The organism is Alishewanella sp. BS5-314, assembly GCF_025377695.1.
Lineage (GTDB): Bacteria > Pseudomonadota > Gammaproteobacteria > Enterobacterales > Alteromonadaceae > Alishewanella > Alishewanella aestuarii.
Window position 1 is genome coordinate 690,681 of record NZ_JACEHJ010000002.1, and the last position, 25,626, is coordinate 716,306.

Sequence of the window (25,626 nt, forward strand, 5' to 3'; positions counted from 1 at the left end):
CGAAGCGGAGTTGCTATGCATACTGATGTAAAAGCGTTATTCGATAACTTATGGCAAGACTACCTGAGCGTTACCCCGTCGGCCAAAAAAGTGCACCAACTACTGGGTTCTTCGCAGCAAGACGACGTGATTAACGATCATATCGCACTGCGCACCTTTAACCTGCCTAAGGTTTCTTTAGACAAGCTGGCAGCCCACTTTCTGGCACTGGGTTATGAAGAGTGTGGTGAATACCACTTTGAAGCAAAGAAACTCTACGCCAAGCATTTTGAGCACGCCGATCGCACCTTACCCAAGGTATTTATCTCTGAATTGCTGCTGGAAAAATGCTCAGCTGAGCTAAAAGCCACCATCGAGCAGTTAGTGGCGCAGATCCCTGAGCAAGCGGTCACGGCAGATAATTTCCTGTACTCAGGTACTCACTGGCAAGTCAGCCAGGCAACCTATGAACAATTGCTGGCAGAAAGTGAATATGCCGCCTGGGTTGCCGCCTGGGGTTATCGCGCTAATCACTTTACGGTAAGCGTCAATGATCTGCAGAATTTCGATAGCCTTGAGCAGGTGAATCAGGCGCTGAAAGCTGCCGGCTTCCTGCTGAACACGTCAGGTGGCGAGATCAAAGGTACGCCACAGGTGTATCTGGAACAGTCGTCGACGCTGGCGGATTTAGTTACCGTTAAGTTCAGCGATACCGAGGCGACCATTCCAAGCTGTTTCTATGAGTTTGCCCGTCGTTACCCCTTGGCGAATGGCTTGCTGTATACCGGTTTTGTGGCGGCATCGGCGGATAAGATCTTCGAAAGTACCAACGCCCGCTAAGCGAATATTTCAACCAAAGCTGAACTTTGCCCCGGTCCTTGTGCCGGGGCTTTTTTTCACCCTCGCGCTATCCTGATAGTAGTAGTAGCCTTTGCTAACAGTTAAAACTTCCGCAGCATAGTGCTGTTCTGAGGTACCATTAGCCGATGCCTCCGATGAATCTGAGCTAATCCAAGATGACTGAATATCAAAAAATGCTAAGCGGTGCCTGGTATGATCCGCTTGATAAAAACTTGCGCGAGCTGCGGCTAGAGGCGCGTAAGTTGACGCAGCAGTTTAATAAAACCCAACCCGAGCAACATAATGTTCGCCGTTGTTTACAGCAGGCGTTATTTGCGACACTCGGCGAGCAGGTGTTTATTGAGCCGCCATTTTACTGCGATTACGGCAAACATATTTCTTTTGGCGATCATGTTTTTCTGAATTTTAACTGCACTATCCTCGATGTTGCGCCAGTCACCTTTGGCCATCATGTGTTTGTTGGCCCTGCGGTGCAGATCTATACCGTTAATCATCCGCTCGATGCTGCAACCAGGCGCAGTGGTGTGGAGCAGGCGCTGCCGGTACAGATTGCTAATGATGTCTGGATTGGTGGTGGCGCCATCCTTTGTCCCGGCGTTAGTATTGGTGAGGGGGCGGTGATTGCCGCCGGTGCAGTAGTGGTAAAAGACGTACCGGCCCGAGCTGTTGTTGGCGGTAATCCGGCCAGATTATTGAAACAGCTTTGACTATTATTCAATCACTTAGCTCAAATGTCAGGGATAATTATGCCGCCGATACTGGCAATAACCTATAATGGCGTTATATTCAACTTGGTGTCATAACCCAACAGGACATAATATGAAAAAAATGCTTATCGCCGCAGCGTTACTGTGCAGCACCAGCGCTCTGGCCAATGATGCAATTTCCGCTTCACTTTGTGGCTTTGTAGCCGAAGATAATCGTAATCAGGTACGCAAGGTATTGTCAGATAATAAGTTAAACCTGCGTAATATCTACAGTGGTGTGCGTTGCAATAACGAAAGTTTGTTACAATTGGCGATCCGCCGCGATGCACTGGATACAGGTACCTTTATTGTCAAACAAATGCCGGCAAAGGTGTTGGCTGATGCCAACTATGAGGCCTGGGCAACCGCGAATGGCTTTGCTGACAACCCGCTGGTTAATATTATCAAGGCGCGTTTAGGCGAATAACGCTGGCGCCTTATCAGCGCTGCTTTTCGTAACTAAGCCCCGCAATGCGGGGCTTTATTTTGTTAAGGCACTGAACTTTTTCAAACTTTTTTCTGACGAAAGCCGTACTGGAATAGAGTTAATCAGGGAATCCCGTATGTTGAAGCAGAGTTTGCGTTGGGCACGCTATCTGGTGCTGCCATTGTTGTTGGTCGCGCCATCCTTGTTGGCCTTTCCGCTGGAAAAAATTACCGTGCCTTTGGGGCATCCGGCTAACGGCAGCCTGGTGCATCTGCCGGGACAGCATCAGCTGTGGGTTTCTGGTTTTAGCCAATATGAGCGCTGGCTGACTCAGGTCGATTTAAACTCTTATCAGACCCGTAGTATCGAAGTACCGCCGCAGGCACAGTATTTTAGCCGCGGCAAACTGGCTGGCTATCAGCATGAGCAACTGTTGTTGCTGACGACCGATGGCATTTTGCAGCTGGAGCAGCAGGACGGCCGCTTTAACTGGCGCAAGCTGTTACAGAGCGAGTCAATGTTTCGGGTGGTTGATGCCGTGCGGTTACGCGAACGGCAGTTTACTGTCGATCTTGGCTCTGGCCTGAGTGATATTTTACTGCCGGATTTTCAGTTTTATCACCTGTACCGGCAGCAAGCGGACGGCAGTTTCCGCCACTTTGCGTTACCTGTTAGTGCCAGGGTGCAAACCTGGAATAATAACCGCGCCGACTACAGTGGCCGGCGCTTTTATACCTTGGATGTTAACCTGGACGGCATGACGGATCTTCTTTTTGTGCAGGGCGGGCAGGTGCTGGTTTTTTTGCAGCAGGCAGACGGTAGCTTTAGTACCGAGCCCTGGCAACCGGGTTGGCCGCTGGAGTTATCAACTGAGCAACAAGCCGACCAGCGCTCAGATGCCGGACGTAGCTATAGCGGGCAGCGGATTGTCAGTTTGGAGGAGATCACAGATCTCGACGGCGATGGCTTGCCGGACCTGGTGCTGCGGGTCGAGCAAATTGCTGATGCACTGGAGCGCAGTGCGCGTTTTTTGGTGTATTTTGCCAGCGCGACCGAGCAGGGGCTCAGTTTCAGTGCGGCGCCGGACACCGAAATTGCGGTTGATTCGGTGCCGACCGAAGTGGTAATTGCCGATTTTAACGGCGATGGCCGTAAAGATTTTTATATTCCAACCACCAAGATTGGTGTCGGCACCATTGTGCGGGTGTTATTGCGTGGCAGCGCTAATCTGGATGTGGATTTCTATCTGTTATCTGCGGACAGGCGTTATCCTGCGAAAGCCAACTTCCGGCAACAGGCAAAAATTGAGGTCAGTATCAGTAACCTGCGTTTTGATATGCCGCTATTCGAGCTGATGGATCTGACTGGTGATGGCCGTAAACATCTGGTGATGGGGGAAGCCGGCACCGAGCTGCGCTTTTTTGCGCCGGACCGCAGCCGCCTGTTTAGCCGCAACAGCGACAAGGTGCAGTTAACCTTGCCGCGCGATGCCAGTCGGGTCAGAGTGTTTGATCTGAATGCTGATGGCAAAGCCGATTTGGTGCTGCCTTATGATAGTCTCGACGCCGAAGGGCAGCGCAATCAACTGGTGTTGCTATTAACGCCGGTACAAAACACAGACTAAACTTGACGTTAGCGCTGGCGCTGGTCAAGATAGGTTTTTTTTAAAGGAGTTGCCGGTGCTGTATCTGGCGATGCTGCTGGCCGCTGCTGTAGGCGGCGTTTGCCGCTTTTTATTATCCAATCTGCTTGCGGCTTATTGGACCAAGCCGTTCCCGCTGCCAACCCTAGTGGTAAATCTGAGTGGCGCCTTTCTGCTTGGCCTGTTATGGGCCGGTAAGGATCTGCAGCAGCTGAGTCAGGCGCAATGGCAGATCCTGGCATTAGCGGCCCTGGGCAGTTTTACCACTGTCTCTTCGTTAAGTTTACAAACTGTGATCTTATGGCGCAGCCGTGCTTTGCGCCAGGCGCTGCTTTATCCTGGCATTAGCGTCGGCGGTGGCCTGTTGCTGTTGCTATTTGGTAGCTGGTGCGGGCGGCAGTTATGGTAAAGCTGAAAGATACTGCGGCGGTCGCCTTGGGAGCCGGTTTGGGTTCGGCCTGTCGCCTTAGTCTTGGCGCCTGGGTCGGGGTAACAGTATGGCCCTTTGCAACCTTAATGGTTAATTTGCTGGGCTCCTTGCTAATTGGCTGGTTAGCGATCGTCAGTCAGCCCGGTGGTCGTTATCCGATGCCAGCCTGGCAGCAACAATTCTGGCTGACCGGCTTTTGTGGTGGTTTTACCACGTTTTCCTTGTTTAGTTTCGAGCTGTTGCAGCTATATAGTGCCGCCAGTTACGGCGCAGCCGGCAGCTATCTGCTGCTGACTGTTATCGGCGGCTGTTGCTGTTGTTATCTCGGGATGCGCCTGGCTCAGCGGCCAGAATAAGGTCGCCGGCGGCATTGCTGCCACCGGCTATCTCACGGTCAACCTGATTAACGCGCTTCAAAGTAGAACGGTTGGCGTTGCCGCTCACGCAGGCCTATCTCATGCATAGTTTCGGCGTCGAACAGCCGGCCATTGACCATCGTATAAATCACCTGATCGCTGACCCGGATATCCTGCAACGGATCGCCATTAATCACAATCAAATCAGCCAGTTTACCCACTTCAATACTGCCCAGCTGATGGTCCATACCAAAGGTGATCGCCGGGTTCAGGGTGGCGGTACGCAGCGCTTCCAGTGCGGTCATGCCGCCCTGGGCAAACATCCAAATCTCCCAGTGCGCTCCCAGACCTTCGCGCTGACCATGGGCGCCGATATTCGCGACAACACCAACCTCCTTCAGCTCATTCGCTGTTTTTACCACATTAAAGTGATTGTAGTGATGCTCGGGAGCGGTGGGCCGGCGCATACTGCGGGGCGCTAATTGATCCATGGGTACATAGCGGCTCAGGCGGGGATGTTTCCATACCTCGGTTTTGTCATACCAGTAGTTTTCACCCCAGATGCCACCATAGGCCACGTTCAGCGTGGGGGTATAGGCGGTGCCGCTGGCCTGCCACAGCTGCTTGATATCCTGATACACTCTGGCTGCCGGCAGCGCATGTTCAATGGTGGTGTGACCATCCACGATCATCGTCAGGTTATGCTGCATCAGAGAGCCGCCCTCCGGCACGACCATCATATTCAGCTCGCGCGCGGCCTGGATCACCTGCTGCCGTTGGTTGCGCCGCGGCTGGTTATAGCTCTTGACGCTAAAGGCGCCCACTTTATGTAACCGGGTTAAGTGAAACCTGGCATCGTCCAGACTATCGATATGCGAAGTATAGCCAGCACCTTCGGCCCCGTAGAGGATGGTGCCGGTGGAGAAAATCCGTGGTCCGACAATCTGACCACTACGCTGCAGCTCGCTGGCACTAAAGATTTCGCGGGTATCATTCGACGGATCGTGAATACTGGTCACCCCGAACGTCAGAGCCGCATAGTTTTGCCAGTTTTGCTGCGGGGTAATTTGTTGCACGCCCTGACTGCCATGCGCGTGGGCATCGAACAGGCCGGGCATCAGGGTTTTACCGCTAATATCAAACACCCTGGCGTCTTTGGGAATAGCGATCTCGTCGCGGCTGCCGACAGCGCTGATCTTGTTATCGCTGACCAGCACCACCGCATCCTGTAATACCTTGTCACCCTGCATGGTGATAACCTGACCACCGACAAAGGCAACGGTACCGCGTGGGATGTCAACGGGCGCCGAAAAGCCTAACTGGGTGATTTTTGGCTCCGGGCTTTTCGCTGCAGACAGATCGAACAAGCCACTGACCTGTTGCTGGTAAAGCTCCGGCCCCAGGCTCCAGTACAGGCTGCTGCTATCACCGGCCCAGCTAATGTACTCGCCGGCACGCACCGACAGCTGTTTAACCGGAAATTGCTTATCGTTGGCGGCAATTTCAATTGGCCGGCCGCGTTCGACAAAGGGGGTGACAAAGACTTTAAAGCGATCGGCAAAAGCCAGATATTTACCATCCGGCGACAGCTTAAATTCGGTACCAAACTTGACACTGTACAGGGTTTGTTGCGTATGTTTGGTCAAATCAATACTGATCAGTCTGGGGGCGCTGCCAAAGTCCATCGCATAGACCTTGTCATTACCGGCGCCAAACATCGGAGCGCGGCCATTGCGGGCAATCAGCTCAGCTTCGCCGCCACGGCTACTGACTTTATACAGACCGGTATTCATTGACCATTGTTTTGGCAGCAGGCTGCCGGCACCAATTTTACGGTATACCACGGTGCGCCCATCCGGACTAAAGGTAGGTTCAATAAATTTACCAGGCTCTGTAGTCAGTTTGGTCACCCGGTTATTGCGTAAATTCAGAATATTGACTGCACCCTGTGTCTGATCATTCCAACTGACATAGACCAGCTCACGACCATCGCGCGAGAACTGCGGATAGAATTCAAAATCGGTAGTTTGCCGGGTCAAACGCCGCGGTCTGGGATTGTTAAGTTCGGTGATATACAAATGGCCCAGAGCAGTAAAGACGGCTTGTTTACCATCCGGTGAAACCTGAACAAAGCGCAACATCTTAGTATCAAACTGTGACTGATCCAGATCCTGTTTCACTCTGAGCGCGGTTTGGATCTGTTTACTGGTATTGACACTAAACGGAATAGTGCTGACGCTTTTATCGCTGAGTCGCAGCGTTTTAATCTCGCCACCGGCCCAGAACACTAACTGCTGATTATCGGGTGTCCAGCTTAGGGTAGGGTAAACGCCGTGAATAGCCCAGGTTTCCTGCATATCACGGTCCAGACCATCGTACAGTTTAATATGCTCGCCACTGGTTAAATCATATAAAAACAAGGTACTTTGGAAATCGACCCGCCGGATATAGGCCAGATATTTACCGTCCGGAGATGGGGTCGGACGAATGGCACCACCAGCACCGGCCAGTAATACCTCAATATTGCCGGTTGCGCGCTCAAAGCGCTTAATAGCATAGATACCGCTTTCTGAATCCTGACTGTAATGAAAGGTTTTACCCGGCGTATCGTCCTGCGAAAAATAGATATATTGGCCATCAGGTGAAAACGCCGGTTCGCCAAGATCTTTCTGATCGTTCGGCCGCTCTGTCAGCATCACACCGTTGCCACCACTGATATGGTATTGCCAGACTTCACCGGCTCCCAGGGAGCGGCTGGCAGTAAAGTGCTTACGGGCGACAATAAACTGACCGTCCGGACTCCAGGCTGGACTATTTAACAGACGAAAGCTTTCTTTGGTGACGGCTCTGGGTTCGCTGCCATCGGGGCGCATAATCCAAATATTGTCGCCGCCATCGCGATCAGAGGTAAAGGCAATATATTTGCCATCCGGACTAAATACCGGCTGCATATTCCAGGCGATATCATTGGTCAGGGCAGTCGCGGCTCCGCCGCTGATCGGCATGCTATAGATGTCACCCAGCAAATCAAAAACGATGGTTTTACCATCCGGGCTTACACTGACATTCATCCAGCTACCTTGCTGGACCTGAATATCAACCTGGCTAAATTCTCCCTGCGGCGCATTAACCTGCCACTCGGTGGCCGGGGTGTCGGCCTGTAACGGTAAACTGGCCAGGGCGAGTGCCAGCAGGCTGGGCTTAAAATAAAGCATGGCTGATCCTTAATCTTATTATTCTGTTAACGAGAATAGCAGAGTGGCATAAAGCGATCATAAAGTTAAGGTAGCGGGGTGGGTGATGCGGCAAAAGTATCGTCTGGAGGGACAGAAATAAAAACGGCACCCAAGGTGCCGTTATTTAAGCAAGATGCCAGACTTAGCCGCCAGCACGGGCTTGCAGAGACTCGATTACCGGTGAGCTACCAAAGCCATTACTTTGCGCCCATTCGATATCGCCTGAGGCTGCAACCTGACTACCAGGTAACTGCTTGATAATAAAGTCGGCGGTATCGTTAGCACCGCTTTTAATCGCGAAACGAACTAAGGTTAAACCGTCGCACTGAATACCTGAGTAAACGTTGCTCAGACGTAAACGGTTATCAGACAGGGTTTTACGCAGGGCGTTGCGGTTATCAGCGGCAACATAAGAACAAATTGACTGTGCCAGTTGATCGTTTGCGGCAACAGGAGAACTGACGAAAGCTGTAGCAGCAATGGCAGCAGCAAGGGTTAACAGTTTACATTTCATAACAAACTCCTAGGTTGTACCTTACGATCAGGCTTAAGTATAGTTTTAATACCAGCGAAAGACACAATCGACATCTGGAGTCGCAGCATATCAGACCAGTTTCGGTCATGGCAGCCCGGCTATCGTAGGTTTCCCCTTAGATCCGCAGCTTTGCGTGCACACCCTTTCGGATGCCGTGCCTTTCGTTGGGGCGCATTTTAAGGAATGCTGAAATTATACGCAAGAAAAGTTTAACGCCAAACACGCTGAACGGTGTGCTAATTGCGATAAAGTCGCGGAAGCTTGTGATCTAAAAGTGATTTACGCTAAGCTGCTGTTCAATTTTTCATTAATGTTGCTGAAATTATGCCGGAACAAGGACGTTGTGATAACTGCGCGCAACCTTTGCTGGGGGCGTTTTGCCACCACTGTGGCCAGGAAAAAAAGAGTTATATCCGCAATTTGAGCGGGGTACTTACTGAGTTTTTTGGTGAGTTCAGTAACTGGGATAGCCGGTTGTGGCGAACCTTATTGCCACTGTGGTTCTGGCCCGGCTATCTGAGTAAGCGTTATTTAAATGGCCACCGGGTACCCTATGTGCCACCGCTGCGGCTGTATTTATTTACATCAGTGCTGACCTTTCTGCTGTTTTCATCGTTATTTTCCAACAGTGTGGTGGTAAACCAGCCGCAAGATGCACAGAGTGTGGCTCAGCAACAACAGGTGATGACTGACGTTAAACAACAGCTGGTAGAGCAGGGTGTTTGGCAGGAAGACCATGATTTGGAACTATTCCGTCTGCCGTTTCTGACGTTAGCGCAACAGCAAGCCTATAACGAAAAGATGCAACAACTGGCCAATCAGCCTAAGCTGGCGATTAATAAGTTTTTTTCATTAGCACCGCAGATGATGCTGTTGTTCTTGCCGTTGTTTGCGTTAATGCTAAAGCTGCTTTACTGGCGTTCCGGTCGCTTTTATATGGAGCACCTGATTGTCGCCTTACACAGCCATAGCTTTATTTTGCATATGCTGGCGGCAATAGTCTTGTTACAACTGGCCGCTGACTATAGCAGCTGGGCCTTGTTAACGACAATCTGTAACAAGCTGATCTGGTTGTTACTGTGCTGGATCCCGCTGTATTTGTTTTTGTTCCAAAAGATCTACTATCAGCAGGGCTGGGCCAAAACCCTGCTGAAATATGTTCTGACAATTACCATCTATAACAGTATGGCGCTGCTTGGTTTTATCAGCCTGCTGGTATTAAGTGTGTTATGGGCCTGAATTATAGTCAAAGCCCAGCAGCTGCCAGTAGGGTGGCCATGCGGCTTAAGGCGTCAATACCCTGAATATCGGTGGCTTGTAACGGCACTTTATAACGGCGTAACTGACTAAATTGTTGCTCGATTTGCGCCAGATGCTGCTGTTCCTGTAAACGACGCTGCGCCAGAAACTCACCATCAGCATGCGCTGGCAGGATGCGGTTCACCACCAGACCTGCCAGCGGTAATTTTTCATCCAACAGCGTTTTTACTGCGCGGCTAGTCTCCAGAATAGGCAATTTTTCCGGCGTTAATACGAAGAGTAATGCACTACGTTGCTTATCCAGCAGCAATTCGCGGGTGCGTTGTAACAGACGTTGCCGGCTTAATAAGGTTTCGGTAATGGCTTTATTACGTTCATCCATGCCGGCCGTGGCATGTTCAGCCGGATCGGCCAGTGGATTGGTAATATCGCGCCCGCCTTTCGGTGTCAGATGCCCCAGCACTTCGCCCAGCTTGGCGGAGCGCTGATTGGCATTCAGCAAACCCTGAGTCCAGGCTGCCATGGCTTCGGGTAAGCTAAGTAATCTGAGTGTGTGGCCGGTTGGGGCTGTATCAAAGATCACTAAATCATAGTCGGTCAGACCAAGCTCAATAGTATGCGCAATCCGCTCCAGCATTGCCGCTTCCTGTGCGCCGGGCGATTGACGGGTAAGCCGCATCTGTCGCTCAATCTCGCTAAACATCTCTGGCCGGGTAAAGCGCTTTAACTGCGCAGTCACTTTCGCCAGATGTTGCTCGACTTCCCGATCCGGGTCCAGTTCCAGGCCATCCAAATTAGGAGCCAGGCGGGTGATGTGGTCACCAAAAGGCTCGCGGCCGAAGGCATCGGCCAGGCTATGCGCCGGATCGGTCGAGACCAACAATACCTTTTTGCCACGTTCACTGGCCAATACGGCCAGCGCAGAGGATACCGTGGTTTTGCCAACCCCACCTTTACCGCCGACCAGCAGGACTTTTTTATCGGTTAACAGCATTTAAAATTATCCAGTGGCGAGTGTTCCATACCCATCCGCAGATGCCAGTCATGGAAGCGCTCCAATAACAAAGGTTGCAGCTCCAGCGTGTAATAACTGGCTGGGTTGGGCACACCCATCATTTCAGAGAAGATCAGCAGCATAAAGAGGTCATCCTGCTCCCGCTGCACCCGGGCGATCGCCGAGCGGTAGGGGGCATTGTAAACCTCCTCGACGTAGAAGTTGGCCTGGCGGAACCAGGCCTTAAGGTTGTCCAGCTTTAAATCCAGTTTCATGCTTTCGCGGCTTTGTTGGCTTTGATCTGTTTAGTCAGGGTTGAACCTGACTCCAGGATCACCAATATCGCGGCCACCAGGATAATAATATCCAATGTAAACAGGAACCAGTCGCCCTTATCATAGAAGGCTTTTAACTGGATTAATAAGCCCAGGGTGGTCATGGTAAGCAGAAACATCAGTGGCGCTAGCGTGTACCACATCGGACGTCCCAGCTTGACCAGCATCACAGTAATCACCAACAGGGTCAGACCGGCCAGTAACTGGTTAGTTGTACCGAATAAAGGCCAAATCAGCATGCCACCTGAACCATCGCCACCGGCACCAAAGGCCAGCAGTAAACAGCTACCCACAGCCAACAGGGTGGCAGGGGCGGCTTTTTGCATCCAACTGATATTGTAAATGCTACCCCATTCCTGGAAGATATAGCGCTGTAGCCGCAGACCGGTATCCATAGTGGTACCGGCAAACAGCACGACCATTACCGTCAACAGCGTTTGCGCCAGCACCATGTCTAAACCGATACCGTCCTGTAGAATATTTGCGCCGCCACGGATAAAGGCGCCAACGCCACCCTGACCGAAGCTGTGATAAATTGCCTGCCAATCCGCCAGGGTCGCGAAACCAGCAGTCGCGGCAATAATGGCAGCCAGAGCTAATGAACCCTCACCAATAGCGCCGAAGTAACCGACGAAGCGCACATCCGGCTCTTTATCCAGTTGCTTGGACGTGGTGCCGCTGGAGACCAGACCATGGAAACCGGAAATAGCACCACAGGCAATGGTGACAAACAGCAGTGGGATCAGGGACGGCGTACCTTCCGGTACCTCGGTGTTAAAGGCCGGCGCGACAATATCCGGGCTGGCAAAGATCACCGCCGCATACAGTAGGCCAAGACCGATAAAGAGTTGAATACCGTTAATATAATCCCGCGGCTGCAGCAGGGCCCAAACCGGTAACAGCGAGGCAATGGCGGCATAAACAAATAACAGGATAATCCAGCTTTGACGGTCATTCAGGCCAAACATCACTTCGGTGGGTAAGGCCAACGGGAACATCGGACCGGCATAAATCATGGCATAGAGTGCGACGACACCGATGATTGTCACCATCAGCAGGCCAATTAATTTACGGTAAATCAGCTGGCCGATAATCAGCGCGACCACTATCGCACCCCAAACCGGCACCGTAGCGCTGGGGAAATTGATCAGCTGGTTGGCGATTACGACGGCAAATACCGCGTTGACCATCAGCAGCACCAGGAAGATCACAATCATAAAAATACTGCGGGCACGGTTGCCAACGATATCGCCGGTTAAAGCGCCAATCGACTTAGCTTTATTGCGGCTACTGGCCCAGATAGCTCCGGCATCATGCACACCGGCGAAGAAGATAGTACCAAATACCACCCACAGGAATGCAGGCACCCAACCCCAGATCACGGCAATAGCCGGGCCGATAATAGGCGCTGCACCGGCAACAGAGGTAAAATGGTGACCCCACAGGATATATTTATTGGTGGGTACATAGTCCACGCCATCCTGCATTTCATGCGCTGGCGTACGGAAATTCGGATCGACTTTAAATATTTTTTCGCAGATAAATTTTGAATAGACGAAATAGCCAAGTGCCATGGCACCCAGGCCCATTAACATCAAGAAAATAGCATTCATGCTACTACCTCTTAGTGGGTTTAAGACCAACTAAGCATGGTACAGCATAAGCGGCAGGGCAAATATGCGACTAAAGTCGAATGCCCGGCAGCATTTTTCTGCCGGGAGTTTGATCTGGCGCAAAAATCAGCGTTTTTGGATCCAGTTGCCATCCAGCAGTATAAAGTGACCACGCACGGTGCGCTCTATCGCTTTTTGACCGGCCATCGCTTCGACATCACTGACCGCAATATTATTTTCACGGGCCAGCCGGTTATACTCAGCGCGGCGGGCATCGTTAATCAGCTTGACCAGCAGCTCTGTATCAGTGCCAGCCTGTACCACGCCCAGATAGCCATTCGGTTGCTCGCCAACCAGGCCCTGCGCCTTAGCATTAGGCAGTGCCGCCATCGCCTGTTGCAAATTCATCGCCAGTACTGGCAAGCTAAAGGCCAGCAGCAGGCTGAGGAAGAGTAACCGGCTGTGTTGCAACGCTCTCGTTATTAACTTATGCATTTGCATCTTCAGGTTTCCTTAAAATAGGCCACTGGCATCGCTAAACAACTCATCTAGTTGCTTGTCGACCTTGATAAAAATCTCATGCTGAATTTTTACATTCAGGTTGATGTTGATCGGTTCATTGGCCAGTGCAACCTCAACTCTTGGGGTGCAGGCTGTGGCCAGTCCCAGTAGTATCAGCGCTGGCAGCGCTTGCCTCTTCATGGTTTGTCTCCTGCCGCCTTGCGGGCTGCCTGTTGTTGTTGAATATACTGTTGCACTCTTTTAGTCAGGGTATCATTAAGTTTACTTGCCAGCTGCAGGCTGGCCAGCATCGCTGGTAAATCCTCTTCCAGGGTGATATTCAGGTTGATAGCGCGACCTTGCTGTACTGCTGGATTATAGCCCTGAAGTTTTAACGCCAGCTGAAGCCGGCCGCTACCACTGTAACTGACCTCAGATTGTAACTCACTGAAATGAAAATCATCCAGTGCTTCGAAAACCAGCTTCATGCCGGGGTTGTTGCTGGCGGCTGCCGCTGGATTTTTGTATTGCAGCCAGCCACCGGGTTGCTCGGCCGCCAACACGCCTGCGGCAACTTCAAATTGCTGTTGCTGCCAGCGTAGCGGAATTTCACCGCTGATTTTACCGCGGGCTTTTACTTCAGTGCTTGGGTGTTGGCGCAGCAGTTCCGTCAGATCGAGCTGATTCAGTTGCAGCACCACCTGTTGCTCGTCTGCCGCCAACTGAAACTGCTGCGGACGGATTTGGACTTTGCCGAGTAAAAAATCGGTTTCAAACTGTTGCAGGCTGAGCGTGCCGGCGCCAGGTGCCGTCAAACTTGCCTGATAGTCGGCTGCGGCCAGCAGCGGTCCGAGCTCAATACCATGATTTAATTGCGCAATTCTCAGCTGCGGTAAGTGCAGCTGTAGCGAGTCCGCGTCGCTTTGCGCGGTTAAACGGGCGGTTAGACCATTAAACAGGGTACGATCGTAAAGCCCGGCTAGCTCGCGTAATTCTGCTTGCAGCTGCAACCGCGGTCGTTGCGCTGTGACCGCCAGCTCGCCGGACGCCAGGATCCGGCCGCGCTGCAGGCTTAATAGCTCAGGCCAATCTTTCAGCGTCGCTGCTAATGGATTGCCGGCCAGTAAAAAAATATCGGTTAACTGCCAGTGCAGCTGCAGTTGCGGCGCGTCGCTAATAAAAGCAGCCTGTGCTTGCAGTTGAGCACTTAAGCCGGCGCTATTTTCCAGCTTGCCGTTAAGCGCCAGATTATTGCTGTTACCACTGAGCGTGCTTTCCCACTGCCAGTCCTGTCGCTGTAATAAGGGATGAACGAGTTGTCCCAGCTTTACGCTAAGCTGACTGTTCAGATTAAGCGGCGTGTTGTTGCCATGCTGACTCAGGTTGAGTTCACTGGCACTAAGCTCAAGCTGGCTTTGGATATCGGCGTAATCCAGCTGACTGTGCAGACTGAGAGGTGTCAGGTTGCGAAGCTGCCAGTTATCGGTTTGCCATAGCAGACTGAAGCGTCCTTTAAGCGCTGTGCCGGCTAACTTTAGCTCAGCCGAGGGCGTGAATTGTGCCAGTGCCACAGCCAGCTCCGCCTCCGGTACACTTAATTTAAGCTCAGGACTTAAACTAAGCTCTGCGGTAAGCTGCGCATCAAGTGCCAGCGGTGCAGCAGAGCTTAGCGTCAATTGCAGCGGAAGTGACGCCAGGCTGGCGGAGTCGCCTGAGGTGTTTAGCCTGATATACAGCGGTGCAGCCGCTTCTGGCAGGGCAGCCTGCAGCGCCGGTGGCAGATAGTGACTCATCTGGAGATCGCCAGTGAGCTGCCAATTCTCGATTTCCCCCTGCGTAATAGCCAGCGCAAGCCCGGCCTCACCCTGGACTGTGCCAAATGGCAGGGCAAAGGCACTTGGCGCTCTTAACAGGGCGTTGACCTGTGCATCTTGCAGCGGTATTCCGCTATTGCGCTGCAGCTGTTGTGGTAACTGCCAGTTTGCGTTCACAAAAAATTGCAGTGGCTGGGTAAACTCGGCCAACCATTCTGCCGGAGGTAACAGTTGCCAGCTGGCCAGCCAGTGTTGTAGCTCGGTTGGCAGTGGCGAGATGGCCAATGCCAGTTCAGTGTTCGCCTGACGTGCGCTATCGAGTTGTTGTTTCAGACTAAGGGCCAGTACCTCGGGATACAGCAGTGTAGCCTGCAGTGCTTGCTGGTTGTCTTGCTGTTGATACTGCACATCGAGCCGCAGCGCCTGAGCGAGCTCTGGTGAGCTGGCCTGTACCTGCAGCAAATACTGTTCGTTGTCCGTATTACTGAGCGATGCGGCTGCACTGACTTCACATTGTAGCGCCGGGCAGGGTAGCAGCAGTTGGATATCTGGCAGCGTGATCTGCTTTGGTAACCAAGCCGGTAGCCGCCAATCTGTATTCAGACTAAACGGGTGTTCAGGCGGTGTTGCGGGGCTAGCCGGGGCAAACAGCTGTAAGCGGGCTTCGGCGATATAGACACTTTCAGCCTGCACCCGGAAAAAAGCTGGCCAGGACCAGCTGAGCTGCACATCCTTCAGCTGAAGTGTCGCGGCCTGGGGGGCGTCCAGTCGAAAGCTAAGTTCAGACAGATGCAGCTGATGCAGCGATACCTTCTGGAGCTGGAAAGACAGATCACGGACGCCGGCTTTATCCAGTTGCCATTGCAGATAGGCGAACGCCAGTACCGCCAGCAGCGGTAACCCTAACAGCAACAACAAAACGGATTTTAGCAGACGACGCATAGTAACTCCCTGACAGAGGCGTCTTTAGACTTTAGGTAATGCTAACTGAATCTGCTCTGAACTGATAGCAAAGCAGCTTGCGCTGCTTTGCCTGCTGGATAAAGGTGTTATTGCCGGGCAGCCGATGAGGCGTCACGGATGGCGCGGAACTCATTGCCCTGATACCAGTTTGGCCAGTGCCGGCTGTTTGCCAGTTCATGACCGACCCGGAAATACAGGAACAGGTCCTGCTGTGCACCGCGCAGATCCCAGTTGTCGTCCCATTCGTCAGTGACTTTATGGTAACAACAGCTGTTAAACTCGGCCCGCTGTTTTGCGCCCCACTCAGCGCCATGCTGGTAATGATCATTACCGCCTTTGGCATACAGAATAGGCACGCCTTTTTTCGACAGGCTAAAGTGATCAGAGCGGTAAGCAATACCGGCTTCCGGATTGGGCTCTTTTACCGCATAGCGGCCTTGCTGTTCGGTATATTTAACCAGGATTTCCTCTAGATCGGTATTGCCCATACCAACCACCACCATATCTTTCATTGGGCCGTACACATTCATCACATCCATATTAATGGCGGCGACAGTTTTCTCCAGTAGGAATACCGGGTTTTCGGCATACCAGGCCGAGCCGAGTAAACCACGCTCTTCTGCTGTCACCAACATAAAGACCACGGAACGCTCAGGTTGCGGTTGCTGGGCAAAGTACTCAGCCAGCGCAATGACTGCACCGGTGCCACTGGCATTATCCTGGGCGCCATTAAATACCTTATTGGTCGGGTTGGAGAAGTCCATGCCCAGGTGATCCCAATGCGCCATATACAGAATGTACTCATCCGGATATTTGCTGCCTTCGATATAGCCAATCACGTTGCTGGACTGCAGCTCGCGCAGATTATTTTCAACACTGATTGACGCCTTAACGTTTAACGGCACAGGTTTAAATTCGCCAGACAACGCCTGTTTACGCAAGGTCTCAATATCGCTGCCAATATTGGCAAACAGTTTTTGCGCCGTTTCGGTGGTTACCCAACCCTCAATCTTGGCACGGTCCATATTTTTGTTTTCTTTGATTAAATCAAATTTTACTGGTGAGCCGTGGGCGACGACGCCCCAGCCATAGCTGGCGGCGTCAGTTTCATGGATAATTAACGCCATCGCCGCACCCTGACGGGCCGCTTCTTCAAATTTATAGGTCCAGCGGCCGTAGTAGGTCATGGCGTTGCCATTAAACAGCTCAGGGTTCTGGGTGGCAAAGCCCGGATCGTTGACAAACATCACTACGGTTTTGCCGGCGACATCCAGGCCTTCGTAATCGTTCCAGTTATATTCCGGCGCCACTATACCGTAACCGACAAATACCATCTCACTGTCAGTAACACTGATATTTTCCGTTACCCGGGTGGTCCAGGCAAACATATCGTCCCGGTAGGCCAGGCTGGCAGGCAGAGCTTCACCACCACCGCTTAAGGTCATGGCAGAAACCTGTTTCGGATCGATCTGTACCAGGGATACCGGCTGCTTGTAGCTGTCAGCATCGATACCCTTTAAGCCGATCCGCTTAAAGTTTTCTTCCAGATAAGCGACGGTGAGCTCTTCGCCCTTGGTAGCGGGCGCCCGGCCCTGGAATTTATCATCAGACAGGGTTTTAATATATTCCGCCAGCTTGGGGTTAAAGTCGGTATCGACCAGCTCCGCGACGGTAGGTTGCACGGCCTTAGTTGGCGGCTCTGCCGGTTTGCCACAGGCCGACAGCGCAACAGCTGCAGATACAGCAAGCAGCAGTGCAGGGTGTTTCAGGTTCAACATCGGTTTTTCCTTGGTGTTGTGTGATGTTAAAAAGCGCTGGCGTTAACCAGCGCCGGGTAACTTAGTCGGCATAGCCCCAGGGCGTTGGCGGCAGTGCAACCGGCTTGGTCAGGTCAAAGTCTACCCGAAATTCGCGGCCTTCGCGCACTAAGCGGTAACTGAATTGCTGCGGGTGGATAAACATCTGCCAGGTGTTACCAATGGACTGTGGGATGCCACGGGCGGCGAATAACTCTTTTGAGTACTGGTCGGCCGGAAAGGATTGTGCTGTTGGCCAGCCGGCATCGACGGTATGGCCGCCATACATGGTTTGGTCATCGTGCGAACCATCTTTATTACGGTGATCATGCTTTAATGACAAGCCAGAACCGGTTTTGGTGATAATCCAGGTGCGGGAGTGGTTATCGCCAACGTGAAAAGGGATCTGTAATTCAGTGTCGGTACAGCGGCGCACATGCATAATCAGTGCACCTTCAAAACCCGGCGCTGGCGGATTGTCGACGGCCAGTTTGCCGGCAAAGGCTTTACCACACAGCGCTTTTAAATTATCAAAAAAGGCATCATGGGTGGGAATTGACACCAGCGGCGCTGGTTGCACGATCTGGGCCTGTGCACCAAAGGTCGTGGTCAGGGCAACCACGAGTAAGGTTTTTTTCATGTTATTCTCCTTATAATACAGGCCAAACTATACCGCGGATGCGTATTGGGTTCAAACCGCAACGACTGACTCAGGACCATGACCATGCAAAATGAGATAGATGGAAAGTTTTTACTTAACCTTTATGCCAAGATTGAAAAGTATGGCCAGCCCCAGCAAACGGTGCATGGTGCCGGCTTTGTGTTGGATGGCATCAGTGTCAGCCAGGGCTTTGACGGCTATGAAGCCTATTTCTCGGACGGCGTAGTGCAGCTGACGCTGGGTTTTCATAATAAATGGCACGCCGACGCGACAGATGAGCAGCAAATGGAGCGCTTTTTAGCGCGTTTGCAACAGATCCAAAAGCAGTATGCCTAGGTTGAGCCAGGCCCTTGCTAAAGACAAAGGTAAGGGTGCTAACCTTTTTTGCTTGTTTTATCGCCTGTAGTTAACCCTGCTGGCGTCAGGATACAAATTATTTACTGACTACACTTGACGGCGCTCAAAATAAAAGGCATCTTTACGTTTAGATGGCTAAAAGGCTGTTTGCTTTTAGTTGCAGAACGCGTTAAAGTACGCACCGTCAATCGTATTCGATAGACCAGAAGAGGCGCGCTAGCCAGGTATTCTATGTCAGAGCACTATCACTCGTAGCATAGAAGAGGGGGTTTAGCGCCGAGGGTAAGCAACAGATAGTGGTTGTGCACCCGGTTGCTAAGGCTGAATCCTTAGGACTGTCACCTGATGTTTTGGTGGAGAGCTTCTGGCCTTTGTTAGTTACAGCAACGGTCTGTTTCATTTCTCGTTTTGCTTGTTAGCAAATGCCATGCTCTGCTTATCTGTTTTGTTAAGGAGAGACCCCCGTGTCCAAACTCATTATTGCCAAATTTGGTGGTACCAGCGTAGCTGATTTCGAAGCGATGTCGCGCTGTGCTGATATTATTCTTGCCAACGAGCATATCCGTGTCGTGGTAGTCAGTGCCAGCTCTGGCGTGACCAACCTGCTGGTGGATATAACCAAGACTACCGAGGTACAGCAGCGCTATGATGCTTACGCCGGTATTGAACAGATCACGCTCAAAGTATTAAACCGCCTGCAGCAGCCGCACGCCGTTGCCGCTCAGATTGAGCTGCTATTGGGTGAGTTAAAAGCCCTGATTGAAAACGGTGGCGCAGTTTATAGCAGTGCCCACAAAGACTTAATCCAGTCTTTTGGTGAACGCTTAAGTTCGGTACTGTTTGCTCAGGTTCTCACCGAACGCGGTGAGGCAGCGCTGTGTTTTGACGTGCGCCGGGTGATGCGCACCGATAGCCGCTTTGGTAAGGCGGAGCCGCAAATCGACGCTCTGGCTGACTTAGCCGCGGTGCATCTGGCTCCGTTGTTACAGGAGCAGCGGATCGTGACTCAGGGCTTTATTGGTGCCGACGAGTTTGAACAAACGACGACCCTGGGCCGTGGCGGCTCTGATTATAGCGCTGCATTGCTGGCCGAAGCCTTGCAGGCAGTCACGGTACAGATCTGGACCGATGTGGTTGGCATCTTTACAACGGATCCGCGCCTAACTGCAGAAGCCCGTTGTATCCCGGAAATCAGTTTTGATGAGGCGGCTGAAATGGCGACCTTTGGCGCCAAGGTGCTGCATCCGGCAACCTTGCTACCGGCGATGCGGCAGAATATCGCGGTCTTTGTCGGCTCCAGCCGGGAGCCGGAAGCAGGAGGCACCTGGATCGCGAAAGAGGTGCAGCAACGACCGCCGTATCGCGCAATAGCACTGCGTAAATCACAAACCTTAATTACGGTAAAAAGCCCGGCTATGCTGCATGCGCCCGGTTTTCTGACCCGGGTGTTTGACACGCTGAGCCGGCATCAGATCTCAGTGGATCTGGTTACGACCTCTGAAATCAGCGTGGCGCTTACCTTAGATCAGGGCGGCATGACCAGTGCTTTTAGCAGCAATCTGGAGCCGGCTCTGGATGAGCTCAGAACCTTTTGTGAAGTCAGTGTGGAAACCGGCCTGAGTCTGGTCGCGGTTATTGGCAATCATTTACACAGCAGCAAAGGGGTGTCGGGTGAGCTGTTCAGTACGCTGGAACGCATTAATATGCGGCTGATTTGCCATGGTGCCTCAAAACATAACCTGTGTTTTCTGGTCCAGGACAGCGATGGACCGGGCGTGGTGAAACAACTGCATCAGCGCTTATTTGCCGCCTGATAACTTAGCCGCAAAAAACGACAGAGCCGGCACAAGTGCCGGCTCTGCTATTTTGTTTGGTGCTGTTATTTAGTTTGGTGCAAATACCGGTGTCGCGTGTAGCTCGCCCTTTACGCAAAGCCAGCAGCCTTGTTCCAGCGCAATCGGCGAGCTAAACCAGACCACAAGCGGAGTCTGCTCTTTCTCAAGTTGCAGCAGGGCTGTGTCGGCGCTGAGTTGCCCAGCCACCCGGCCTTGCAGCCAGACTTCAGGTAACGCCGCCAGCGGTTGGTTCAGAGCTGCGGCGTCCTTAGGTAAGCTTTCAGTCGCGGCAAGTTCTGCCTGCCACAAACTCAGAGTCAACAGCACCGGCACTTGCTGCTCTTGTTGCTGTTGCAGCTGGTCCAGCTCAGTTTCATCGGCGTCGATGATCAGGCTATACAGGCCGGGGTAGCTGCTGTTTCGCAGCACGGCGGCGGCCTGATACGGCAGGCGGCTTAGCGACTTAATGCCAACACTAATTCTCATCAGGCTGGCTCTGCGGCATTGGTGGCTGCATCGTCTGTTTCCAGCAGGCCTTCTTGCTGACCAATCACTCTTGCTACCATTAGATCGCCGGTGACATTGGTGGCGGTGCGCATCATATCGACAATCCGATCGACCGCTGCGATAAAGGCAATGCCTTCCAGTGGCAGACCGACAACACTCAGCGTCACGGTCAGCATCACCATAGCGGTACCCGGTACGCCGGCTGTACCAACCGATGCCAGGGTTGCGGTACCGGCTATCAGCAGGTAGTCGGTGGTTTGTAACGGGATCCCATAAAGATGGGCGATAAAGATCGCGGCAATGGCCGGAAAAATACCGCCACAACCATCCATATTGATGGTTGCGCCCAGCGGCAGTACAAAGCTGGCGTAATTTTTGGATACTTTTAAATCTTCGGTTGCAACTTTAAAGCTCACCGGTAAGGTGCCATAACTGCTGGCACTGCTGTACGCGACCAGCTGCGCCGGTAATACCGCTTTAAAGAAGGCGCGCCAGCCCATACCGCCGTATAGCTTGACCAAACCACCGTAAACGATGGCCATATGCAGCAGACAGGCCAGATAGATAGCGACAATAAACTTGGTTAGTGGCAGCAGGGTGGCTAAACCAAAGCTACCGACGGCCCAGGCCATCAGACCAAAGACGCCAAAGGGAGTCAGTTGCAGTACCATCCGGGTAATGGCGTACATAATCTCAGCACCAGCATTAACCAGTTTTTTCATCGGTTCGGCTTTTTCGCCCACCTGATTGATGGCAATACCAAACAGCACCGCAAACACGATGATCTGTAATACCTTGGCTTCCGCCAGTGCCGCTACCGGGTTAGTGGGGATCAGGCTGGTGATTACCTCGGATACCGGCGGGATCACCCGCTCGCGTACTTCGACCGCGGTCAGTTGCAGATCTGAGCCCCACTGCATCAGGCTACCCACTGTCAGACCAATTAAGCTGGCGACCAAGGCCGTTGCCAGAAATAATGCGACCGTCTTTAATGCCAGCCGCTGCATCTTGTGCTGATCGGCTAACGAGGTAATGCTATTGATCAGCGCAAAAAACACCAGTGGCACGACCAGCATCCGGATGGCATTGATAAACAGCGTTCCCAGCGGTTTAAACACGGTAGCCTGCTCGCCCAGGGCGACGCCGGCCAGCACTCCTAACACCAGCGCCCCTAATACCCGTTGCCAGAAAGGGATCGCAAACCAGAATTTGAACATCATTGACCTCAAGTCAGCTAAAAACGACACAGTATAAAATGAAAAACGGCCCCAACAAGGCCGTTTTGCTCTAAGTTATAAGCTATTCATATTGAAGTGGATCAGTTGCCTGATTCAACGCGAAGGCTTCCAGCCGTTCCTGACAGGAACCGCACTTGCCGCAGGCTTTTTCACGGCCGTTATAACAGGTCCAGGTTTTACTGTAATCCAAACCCATTGCCAGGCCATCTTTTAAAATTTCGATCTTGGTTTGATGCAGGTACGGGCTGACAATATCGACTGGCTGATAGTTCGCGATCTGGCAGACATCATTCATCTTTTGCACAAACTCCGGCCGACAGTCCGGGTAAATAAAGTGATCGCCACTATGAGCACCATAATAAACAGCACGGGCACCAATAGAATCAGCATAACCGACAGCCAGCGATAACAGGATCATATTGCGGTTTGGCACCACGGTCGACTTCATATTATCGGCGGCGTAATGGCCTTCCGGAACTTCGATATCACTGGTTAGCGAGGAGCCGCTTAATAGCTGGTTAATTGCTGAAATATCGACAATTTTATGCTTCACGCCCAGCTCACGGCAGACCTGTTCAGCACATTTCAGCTCTTTGACATGACGCTGACCATAGTTAAAGGACAACGCATAGACGTCATGACCATCCCGCAGCGCCCTATGTAACACCGTGTAGGAGTCCATACCACCGGAATAAATCACTACAACTTTTTGCGTCATCAGCAGCTCTCTCTTGTATAATGCCGGAAAATCGGGCCGCGTAGTATAGCTGAAGAATGCTGTGGCTGCATCAGCTGTGGCGGATTAACACAAGGTTGGGTAGGGTGTATCAGGTAAACGAAGTATTTCAGACCATTCAGGGCGAGGGCCGCTATACCGGTAAGCCTTCGATTTTTGTGCGGCTGCAGGGCTGTCCGGTAGGCTGTAGCTGGTGCGATACCAAACATACCTGGACCCTGGATCCGGAACTGAAAACCAGCCCTGAGGCTATGCTGGCAAAACGCAGCGATACACCCGCCTGGGCTGAGCTGAGCCCGTTACAGTTGCTGGCGTTGTTTGCGGCTGAAGGTTATCAGGCCCGGCACGTGGTGATTACCGGTGGTGAGCCTTGTCTTTATGATTTATATCCGCTCTGTGAGGCCTTGCATCAGGCTGGTTACAGCACTCAGATTGAAACCAGCGGCACCTTTGAGGTGAAAGCGCCTGACAGCACCTGGGTCACAGTGTCGCCGAAAATTAATATGCCGGGCGGTTATAAGGTACTCGCCAGTGCGTTAGCGCGTGCCAATGAAATTAAACATCCGGTGGCGATGCAAAAGCATATCGAGGAGTTACAAGCCTTGCTGTCTGAGCATCAGTTGCAGGATAAGCTGGTCTATCTGCAGCCCATTAGTCAGCAAAAACGCGCCACTGAACTGGCCATGGCCAGCTGCATTGCCAATAACTGGCAGCTCAGTGTGCAGGTCCATAAATATCTGGGTATTGAGTAAGGCTCAGGCGTTATGAGCCAGCCAGTGCTGTAATTGTTGTAGACAGCTTTGCGGATCCTGAGTCGCCAACTTCAGCTTCAGCGCCGGCTGCATGGGCAATAACTCCAGCCAGCGGCCAGCCAGCCAGGCGCCATCGGTCAGCAGCGGCTGTGGGTAGAGTGCGGCTAGCTGCGGATACTCCTGCAACAACTCGGCAAAGGCGGCAGATAATTGGTTCAGTTCAGTGCTAAGTTCAACGCTGTGCCAGTCTGTTTCCGGCGCTACTTCGGCCACATGCAGTTTATCCTCTTCCTGCCAGCGCCGGATGATACGCTGTCGGCTGATACCACTGATGGTGATCCCCAGTAAGCCGTCGGGCAGGGTTTCAAAATCATCAACGCTGACTTTACAGACCAGTGGCAGGATCCGATCCGGATGCTGTTGACTGACCAGCGGATTCAGCGTGGCCATGGCAAAAGGCCGTTTGCCACTGACGGCCTCTTTTACTAACCGCACATAGCGCGGCTCAAACACCCGCAACTTCATTTTGCCGCGTGGCAACAGAAAACTTCCTAAAGGAAACAGAGCCAGTTGTTCGTTCATCGTAATAGCTTAATAATGAGACACTGCATCTATTACGCTTTGCAGCAGCCTGCAGATCGCAGGCCGGTTAAATTAACTGCGCCGTACCGGATCGTCTTTTAGTTTCGGAATTTTCAGCCCCAGTTCTTTGCCTCTGTTGCGGGCATAATAAGTACAGCCATAAAACATCAGACAAGCCAGCAACAGCTCCAGCAGCGAAAACCAGAAATAACTACCAGTGCTGACCCATAAATTGGTCAGGCTGTGCAGAAAGTACAACATGACAATAAAATTGGCCCAGGCAAAGGTATAGGCATGGCCTTTGATAATACCCCACATCGGTAACCACAGCGGCAACCACAGTAACAGTAAGGTACTAAGCAGGCTTGGTTTTAATGCCTGATCGTCACCATAGCTGACCGGGGAGAGCCAAATTTGCCAGAGCGGGATCAACAGCCAAAGCCCCCAATACCCCAGGCGGCCTAGTAATAAATAACGCTGCGTATCAGCAGCCATCGGGATGGCAGCGGGTGCTGTCATAAGGTTAATCCTTGTTGTTTTACCGCCAGGCTCAGCTGCGCCAGGCGTTTGCCAAATGCCAGAGCCAGCCGCTGCTCGTCAACGGTCAGTTGGGTATCGTGTTGCATACCGCTGACATGGCTTGGACCATAAGGGGTGCCACCACTTTGCGTTTTATGCAGTTCGGGTTCGGAATAGGGGATCCCCATTAGCAGCATACCGTGATGTAATAATGGCAACATCATACTTAGCAAATTGGCTTCGTTGCCACCATGTAAGCTGCCGGACGATGTAAAGACACCGGCCGGCTTATTAATCAGCTCACCTTTCAGCCAGCTGGCGGTCGTGCCATCCCAAAAGGCTTTGGCTTCAGCCGCCATATTACCAAAGCGCACCGGGCTGCCGAAGGCCAGGCCATCACAGATTGTCAGCTCGCTGGCTTGCACCTGTGGGTGTCGTGCACTGTCCTGCTGCCCGAAGCCAGGAATACTGCGTAGCAGCGCTTCGGCGCCGGCTTGCTGCACGCCGATGGCGATTTTTTCTGCCAGGGCAGCGACTGAGCCATGGCGTGAATAATACAAAACCAGAACCTGTGCACTCATTGCAGCAAGGCCTGAAGTTGCTCAAGTGGCCGACCGATAGCGGCACGCTCTGCCACGACCAGCACCGGTCTTTCCATCAAACGCGGATGAGCGGCGATGGCGGCAAGCAGCGCCTTATCATCGAGACTGGGATCAGCCAGACCCAGTGCCTGGAATTCTTCTTCCTTACTGCGCAGCAAGGCGCGGGCCGGCAGCTGCAATTTCTGCAGTAAAGTAGTCAATTCAGCCAGCGTCAGCGGGTTTTTCAGATACTCAACCACCGTAAAGGCTTTGCCGCTTTGTTCCAGCAGTGCCAGGGCATCGCGGCTTTTTGAGCAGCGTGGGTTATGGTAGAGGGTAATCATAGGATACTCTTTTTATTCAAATTACA

The 25,626-nt window shown here is 52.3% G+C and carries 27 protein-coding genes and 2 riboswitches; of the genes, 10 read left to right on the forward strand and 17 right to left on the reverse strand.

Going from position 1 to position 25,626, the window contains the following annotated elements:
* The first annotated feature begins 15 nt into the window (after positions 1-15).
* The 6 genes from H1D31_RS07745 (at position 16) to H1D31_RS07770 (ending at position 4,441) form a co-directional block, all read left to right on the forward strand.
* Positions 16-819: a DUF1338 domain-containing protein gene (locus H1D31_RS07745; RefSeq protein ID WP_261257483.1), complete on the forward strand. Its 804-nt coding sequence runs from the start codon at positions 16-18 to the stop codon at positions 817-819.
* A gap of 176 nt (positions 820-995) precedes the next feature.
* Positions 996-1,547: a sugar O-acetyltransferase gene (locus H1D31_RS07750; protein ID WP_261257485.1), complete on the forward strand. Its 552-nt coding sequence runs from the start codon at positions 996-998 to the stop codon at positions 1,545-1,547.
* 112 nt (positions 1,548-1,659) lie between these two features.
* Positions 1,660-2,013, forward strand: a complete 354-nt coding sequence (locus H1D31_RS07755; RefSeq protein WP_261257488.1) for a DUF3718 domain-containing protein — start codon at positions 1,660-1,662, stop codon at positions 2,011-2,013.
* A gap of 136 nt (positions 2,014-2,149) precedes the next feature.
* Positions 2,150-3,637, forward strand: a complete 1,488-nt coding sequence (locus tag H1D31_RS07760) for an FG-GAP repeat domain-containing protein (RefSeq protein ID WP_261257489.1) — start codon at positions 2,150-2,152, stop codon at positions 3,635-3,637.
* A 55-nt stretch (positions 3,638-3,692) separates the two neighbouring features.
* Positions 3,693-4,064, forward strand: coding sequence for a fluoride efflux transporter FluC (locus H1D31_RS07765; protein ID WP_261257490.1), 372 nt, complete (start codon positions 3,693-3,695; stop codon positions 4,062-4,064).
* Positions 4,058-4,441, forward strand: a complete 384-nt coding sequence (locus H1D31_RS07770; protein WP_008951972.1) for a fluoride efflux transporter FluC — start codon at positions 4,058-4,060, stop codon at positions 4,439-4,441. The genes H1D31_RS07765 and H1D31_RS07770 overlap by 7 nt, the downstream gene beginning before the upstream one ends.
* Before the next feature lie 47 nt (positions 4,442-4,488).
* Here the strand turns inward: H1D31_RS07770 and H1D31_RS07775 are convergent, their stop codons facing one another.
* Entirely contained in the window at positions 4,489-7,656 is a 3,168-nt protein-coding gene (locus H1D31_RS07775; RefSeq protein ID WP_261257493.1) for an amidohydrolase family protein, read from the reverse strand.
* A 163-nt stretch (positions 7,657-7,819) separates the two neighbouring features.
* Positions 7,820-8,191 (reverse strand): DUF3718 domain-containing protein, encoded by a 372-nt coding sequence (locus tag H1D31_RS07780; RefSeq protein ID WP_008610425.1) that lies wholly within the window; start codon positions 8,189-8,191, stop codon positions 7,820-7,822.
* Between the two features lie 106 nt (positions 8,192-8,297).
* Positions 8,298-8,381, reverse strand: a riboswitch (cyclic di-GMP riboswitch).
* A gap of 155 nt (positions 8,382-8,536) precedes the next feature.
* Here H1D31_RS07780 and H1D31_RS07785 point away from each other — a divergent pair.
* A complete protein-coding gene (locus H1D31_RS07785) occupies positions 8,537-9,451 on the forward strand; it encodes a DUF3667 domain-containing protein (RefSeq protein WP_261257495.1) in 915 nt (304 codons plus the stop codon).
* 7 nt (positions 9,452-9,458) lie between these two features.
* Here H1D31_RS07785 and H1D31_RS07790 read toward each other — a convergent pair whose 3' ends face one another.
* From H1D31_RS07790 to H1D31_RS07825, 8 genes are all read right to left on the reverse strand, one after another.
* Positions 9,459-10,466, reverse strand: a complete 1,008-nt coding sequence (locus H1D31_RS07790) for an ArsA family ATPase (protein ID WP_261257497.1) — start codon at positions 10,464-10,466, stop codon at positions 9,459-9,461.
* The gene (locus tag H1D31_RS07795; RefSeq protein ID WP_261257498.1) at positions 10,457-10,741 is read right to left on the reverse strand and encodes a cory-CC-star protein; all 285 of its coding nucleotides are present in this window, start codon (positions 10,739-10,741) and stop codon (positions 10,457-10,459) included. Before H1D31_RS07795 ends, H1D31_RS07790 begins: the two co-directional genes overlap by 10 nt.
* Positions 10,738-12,414 (reverse strand): carbon starvation protein A, encoded by a 1,677-nt coding sequence (locus H1D31_RS07800; RefSeq protein ID WP_065955775.1) that lies wholly within the window; start codon positions 12,412-12,414, stop codon positions 10,738-10,740. The genes H1D31_RS07795 and H1D31_RS07800 overlap by 4 nt, the downstream gene beginning before the upstream one ends.
* 126 nt (positions 12,415-12,540) lie before the next feature.
* Entirely contained in the window at positions 12,541-12,915 is a 375-nt protein-coding gene (locus H1D31_RS07805) for a YdbL family protein (RefSeq protein WP_008610431.1), read from the reverse strand.
* 12 nt (positions 12,916-12,927) lie between these two features.
* Positions 12,928-13,116 carry a YnbE family lipoprotein gene (locus tag H1D31_RS07810; protein WP_008610433.1) on the reverse strand — a complete coding sequence of 63 codons (189 nt, stop codon included), beginning with the start codon at positions 13,114-13,116 and terminating at the stop codon, positions 12,928-12,930.
* Complete coding sequence (locus tag H1D31_RS07815) at positions 13,113-15,671, reverse strand: YdbH domain-containing protein (RefSeq protein ID WP_261257499.1); 2,559 nt, start codon at positions 15,669-15,671, stop codon at positions 13,113-13,115. Before H1D31_RS07815 ends, H1D31_RS07810 begins: the two co-directional genes overlap by 4 nt.
* A gap of 107 nt (positions 15,672-15,778) precedes the next feature.
* A complete protein-coding gene (locus H1D31_RS07820) occupies positions 15,779-17,470 on the reverse strand; it encodes a M28 family metallopeptidase (protein ID WP_261257502.1) in 1,692 nt (563 codons plus the stop codon).
* A gap of 61 nt (positions 17,471-17,531) precedes the next feature.
* Positions 17,532-18,128 (reverse strand): hypothetical protein, encoded by a 597-nt coding sequence (locus H1D31_RS07825; protein WP_261257504.1) that lies wholly within the window; start codon positions 18,126-18,128, stop codon positions 17,532-17,534.
* An 84-nt stretch (positions 18,129-18,212) separates the two neighbouring features.
* Here H1D31_RS07825 and H1D31_RS07830 point away from each other — a divergent pair, with 84 nt between their 5' ends.
* Both H1D31_RS07830 and lysC read left to right on the forward strand, forming a co-directional pair.
* Positions 18,213-18,485: a DUF3081 family protein gene (locus H1D31_RS07830; RefSeq protein ID WP_008610440.1), complete on the forward strand. Its 273-nt coding sequence runs from the start codon at positions 18,213-18,215 to the stop codon at positions 18,483-18,485.
* Between the two features lie 219 nt (positions 18,486-18,704).
* A riboswitch (Lysine riboswitch) is annotated at positions 18,705-18,878 on the forward strand.
* Positions 18,879-18,970: 92 nt separating this feature from the next.
* On the forward strand, positions 18,971-20,320 hold the full coding sequence (lysC, locus tag H1D31_RS07835) for a lysine-sensitive aspartokinase 3 (protein ID WP_261257508.1): 1,350 nt from the start codon (positions 18,971-18,973) through the stop codon (positions 20,318-20,320).
* Between the two features lie 69 nt (positions 20,321-20,389).
* On the opposite strand, the gene H1D31_RS07840 is transcribed toward lysC, so the two are convergent.
* The 3 genes from H1D31_RS07840 to queC form a co-directional block, all read right to left on the reverse strand.
* Positions 20,390-20,827, reverse strand: a complete 438-nt coding sequence (locus H1D31_RS07840; RefSeq protein WP_261257510.1) for a hypothetical protein — start codon at positions 20,825-20,827, stop codon at positions 20,390-20,392.
* A complete protein-coding gene (locus H1D31_RS07845; RefSeq protein ID WP_409976790.1) occupies positions 20,827-22,065 on the reverse strand; it encodes a dicarboxylate/amino acid:cation symporter in 1,239 nt (412 codons plus the stop codon). The genes H1D31_RS07840 and H1D31_RS07845 overlap by 1 nt, the downstream gene beginning before the upstream one ends.
* A gap of 82 nt (positions 22,066-22,147) precedes the next feature.
* The gene (queC, locus tag H1D31_RS07850) at positions 22,148-22,804 is read right to left on the reverse strand and encodes a 7-cyano-7-deazaguanine synthase QueC (protein ID WP_008610444.1); all 657 of its coding nucleotides are present in this window, start codon (positions 22,802-22,804) and stop codon (positions 22,148-22,150) included.
* 104 nt (positions 22,805-22,908) lie between these two features.
* Here queC and queE point away from each other — a divergent pair, with 104 nt between their 5' ends.
* Positions 22,909-23,574 carry a 7-carboxy-7-deazaguanine synthase QueE gene (queE, locus tag H1D31_RS07855; protein ID WP_261257517.1) on the forward strand — a complete coding sequence of 222 codons (666 nt, stop codon included), beginning with the start codon at positions 22,909-22,911 and terminating at the stop codon, positions 23,572-23,574.
* Positions 23,575-23,577: 3 nt separating this feature from the next.
* On the opposite strand, the gene H1D31_RS07860 is transcribed toward queE, so the two are convergent.
* From H1D31_RS07860 to arsC, 4 genes are all read right to left on the reverse strand, one after another.
* Positions 23,578-24,156, reverse strand: a complete 579-nt coding sequence (locus tag H1D31_RS07860; protein ID WP_065955768.1) for an LON peptidase substrate-binding domain-containing protein — start codon at positions 24,154-24,156, stop codon at positions 23,578-23,580.
* A 72-nt stretch (positions 24,157-24,228) separates the two neighbouring features.
* Positions 24,229-24,675 (reverse strand): DUF2069 domain-containing protein, encoded by a 447-nt coding sequence (locus tag H1D31_RS07865; protein WP_008951987.1) that lies wholly within the window; start codon positions 24,673-24,675, stop codon positions 24,229-24,231.
* Positions 24,672-25,256: an NAD(P)H:quinone oxidoreductase gene (wrbA, locus tag H1D31_RS07870; protein WP_008951988.1), complete on the reverse strand. Its 585-nt coding sequence runs from the start codon at positions 25,254-25,256 to the stop codon at positions 24,672-24,674. Before wrbA ends, H1D31_RS07865 begins: the two co-directional genes overlap by 4 nt.
* Positions 25,253-25,600 carry an arsenate reductase (glutaredoxin) gene (gene arsC, locus H1D31_RS07875; protein WP_008610449.1) on the reverse strand — a complete coding sequence of 116 codons (348 nt, stop codon included), beginning with the start codon at positions 25,598-25,600 and terminating at the stop codon, positions 25,253-25,255. The genes wrbA and arsC overlap by 4 nt, the downstream gene beginning before the upstream one ends.
* Positions 25,601-25,626: the final 26 nt, after the last annotated feature.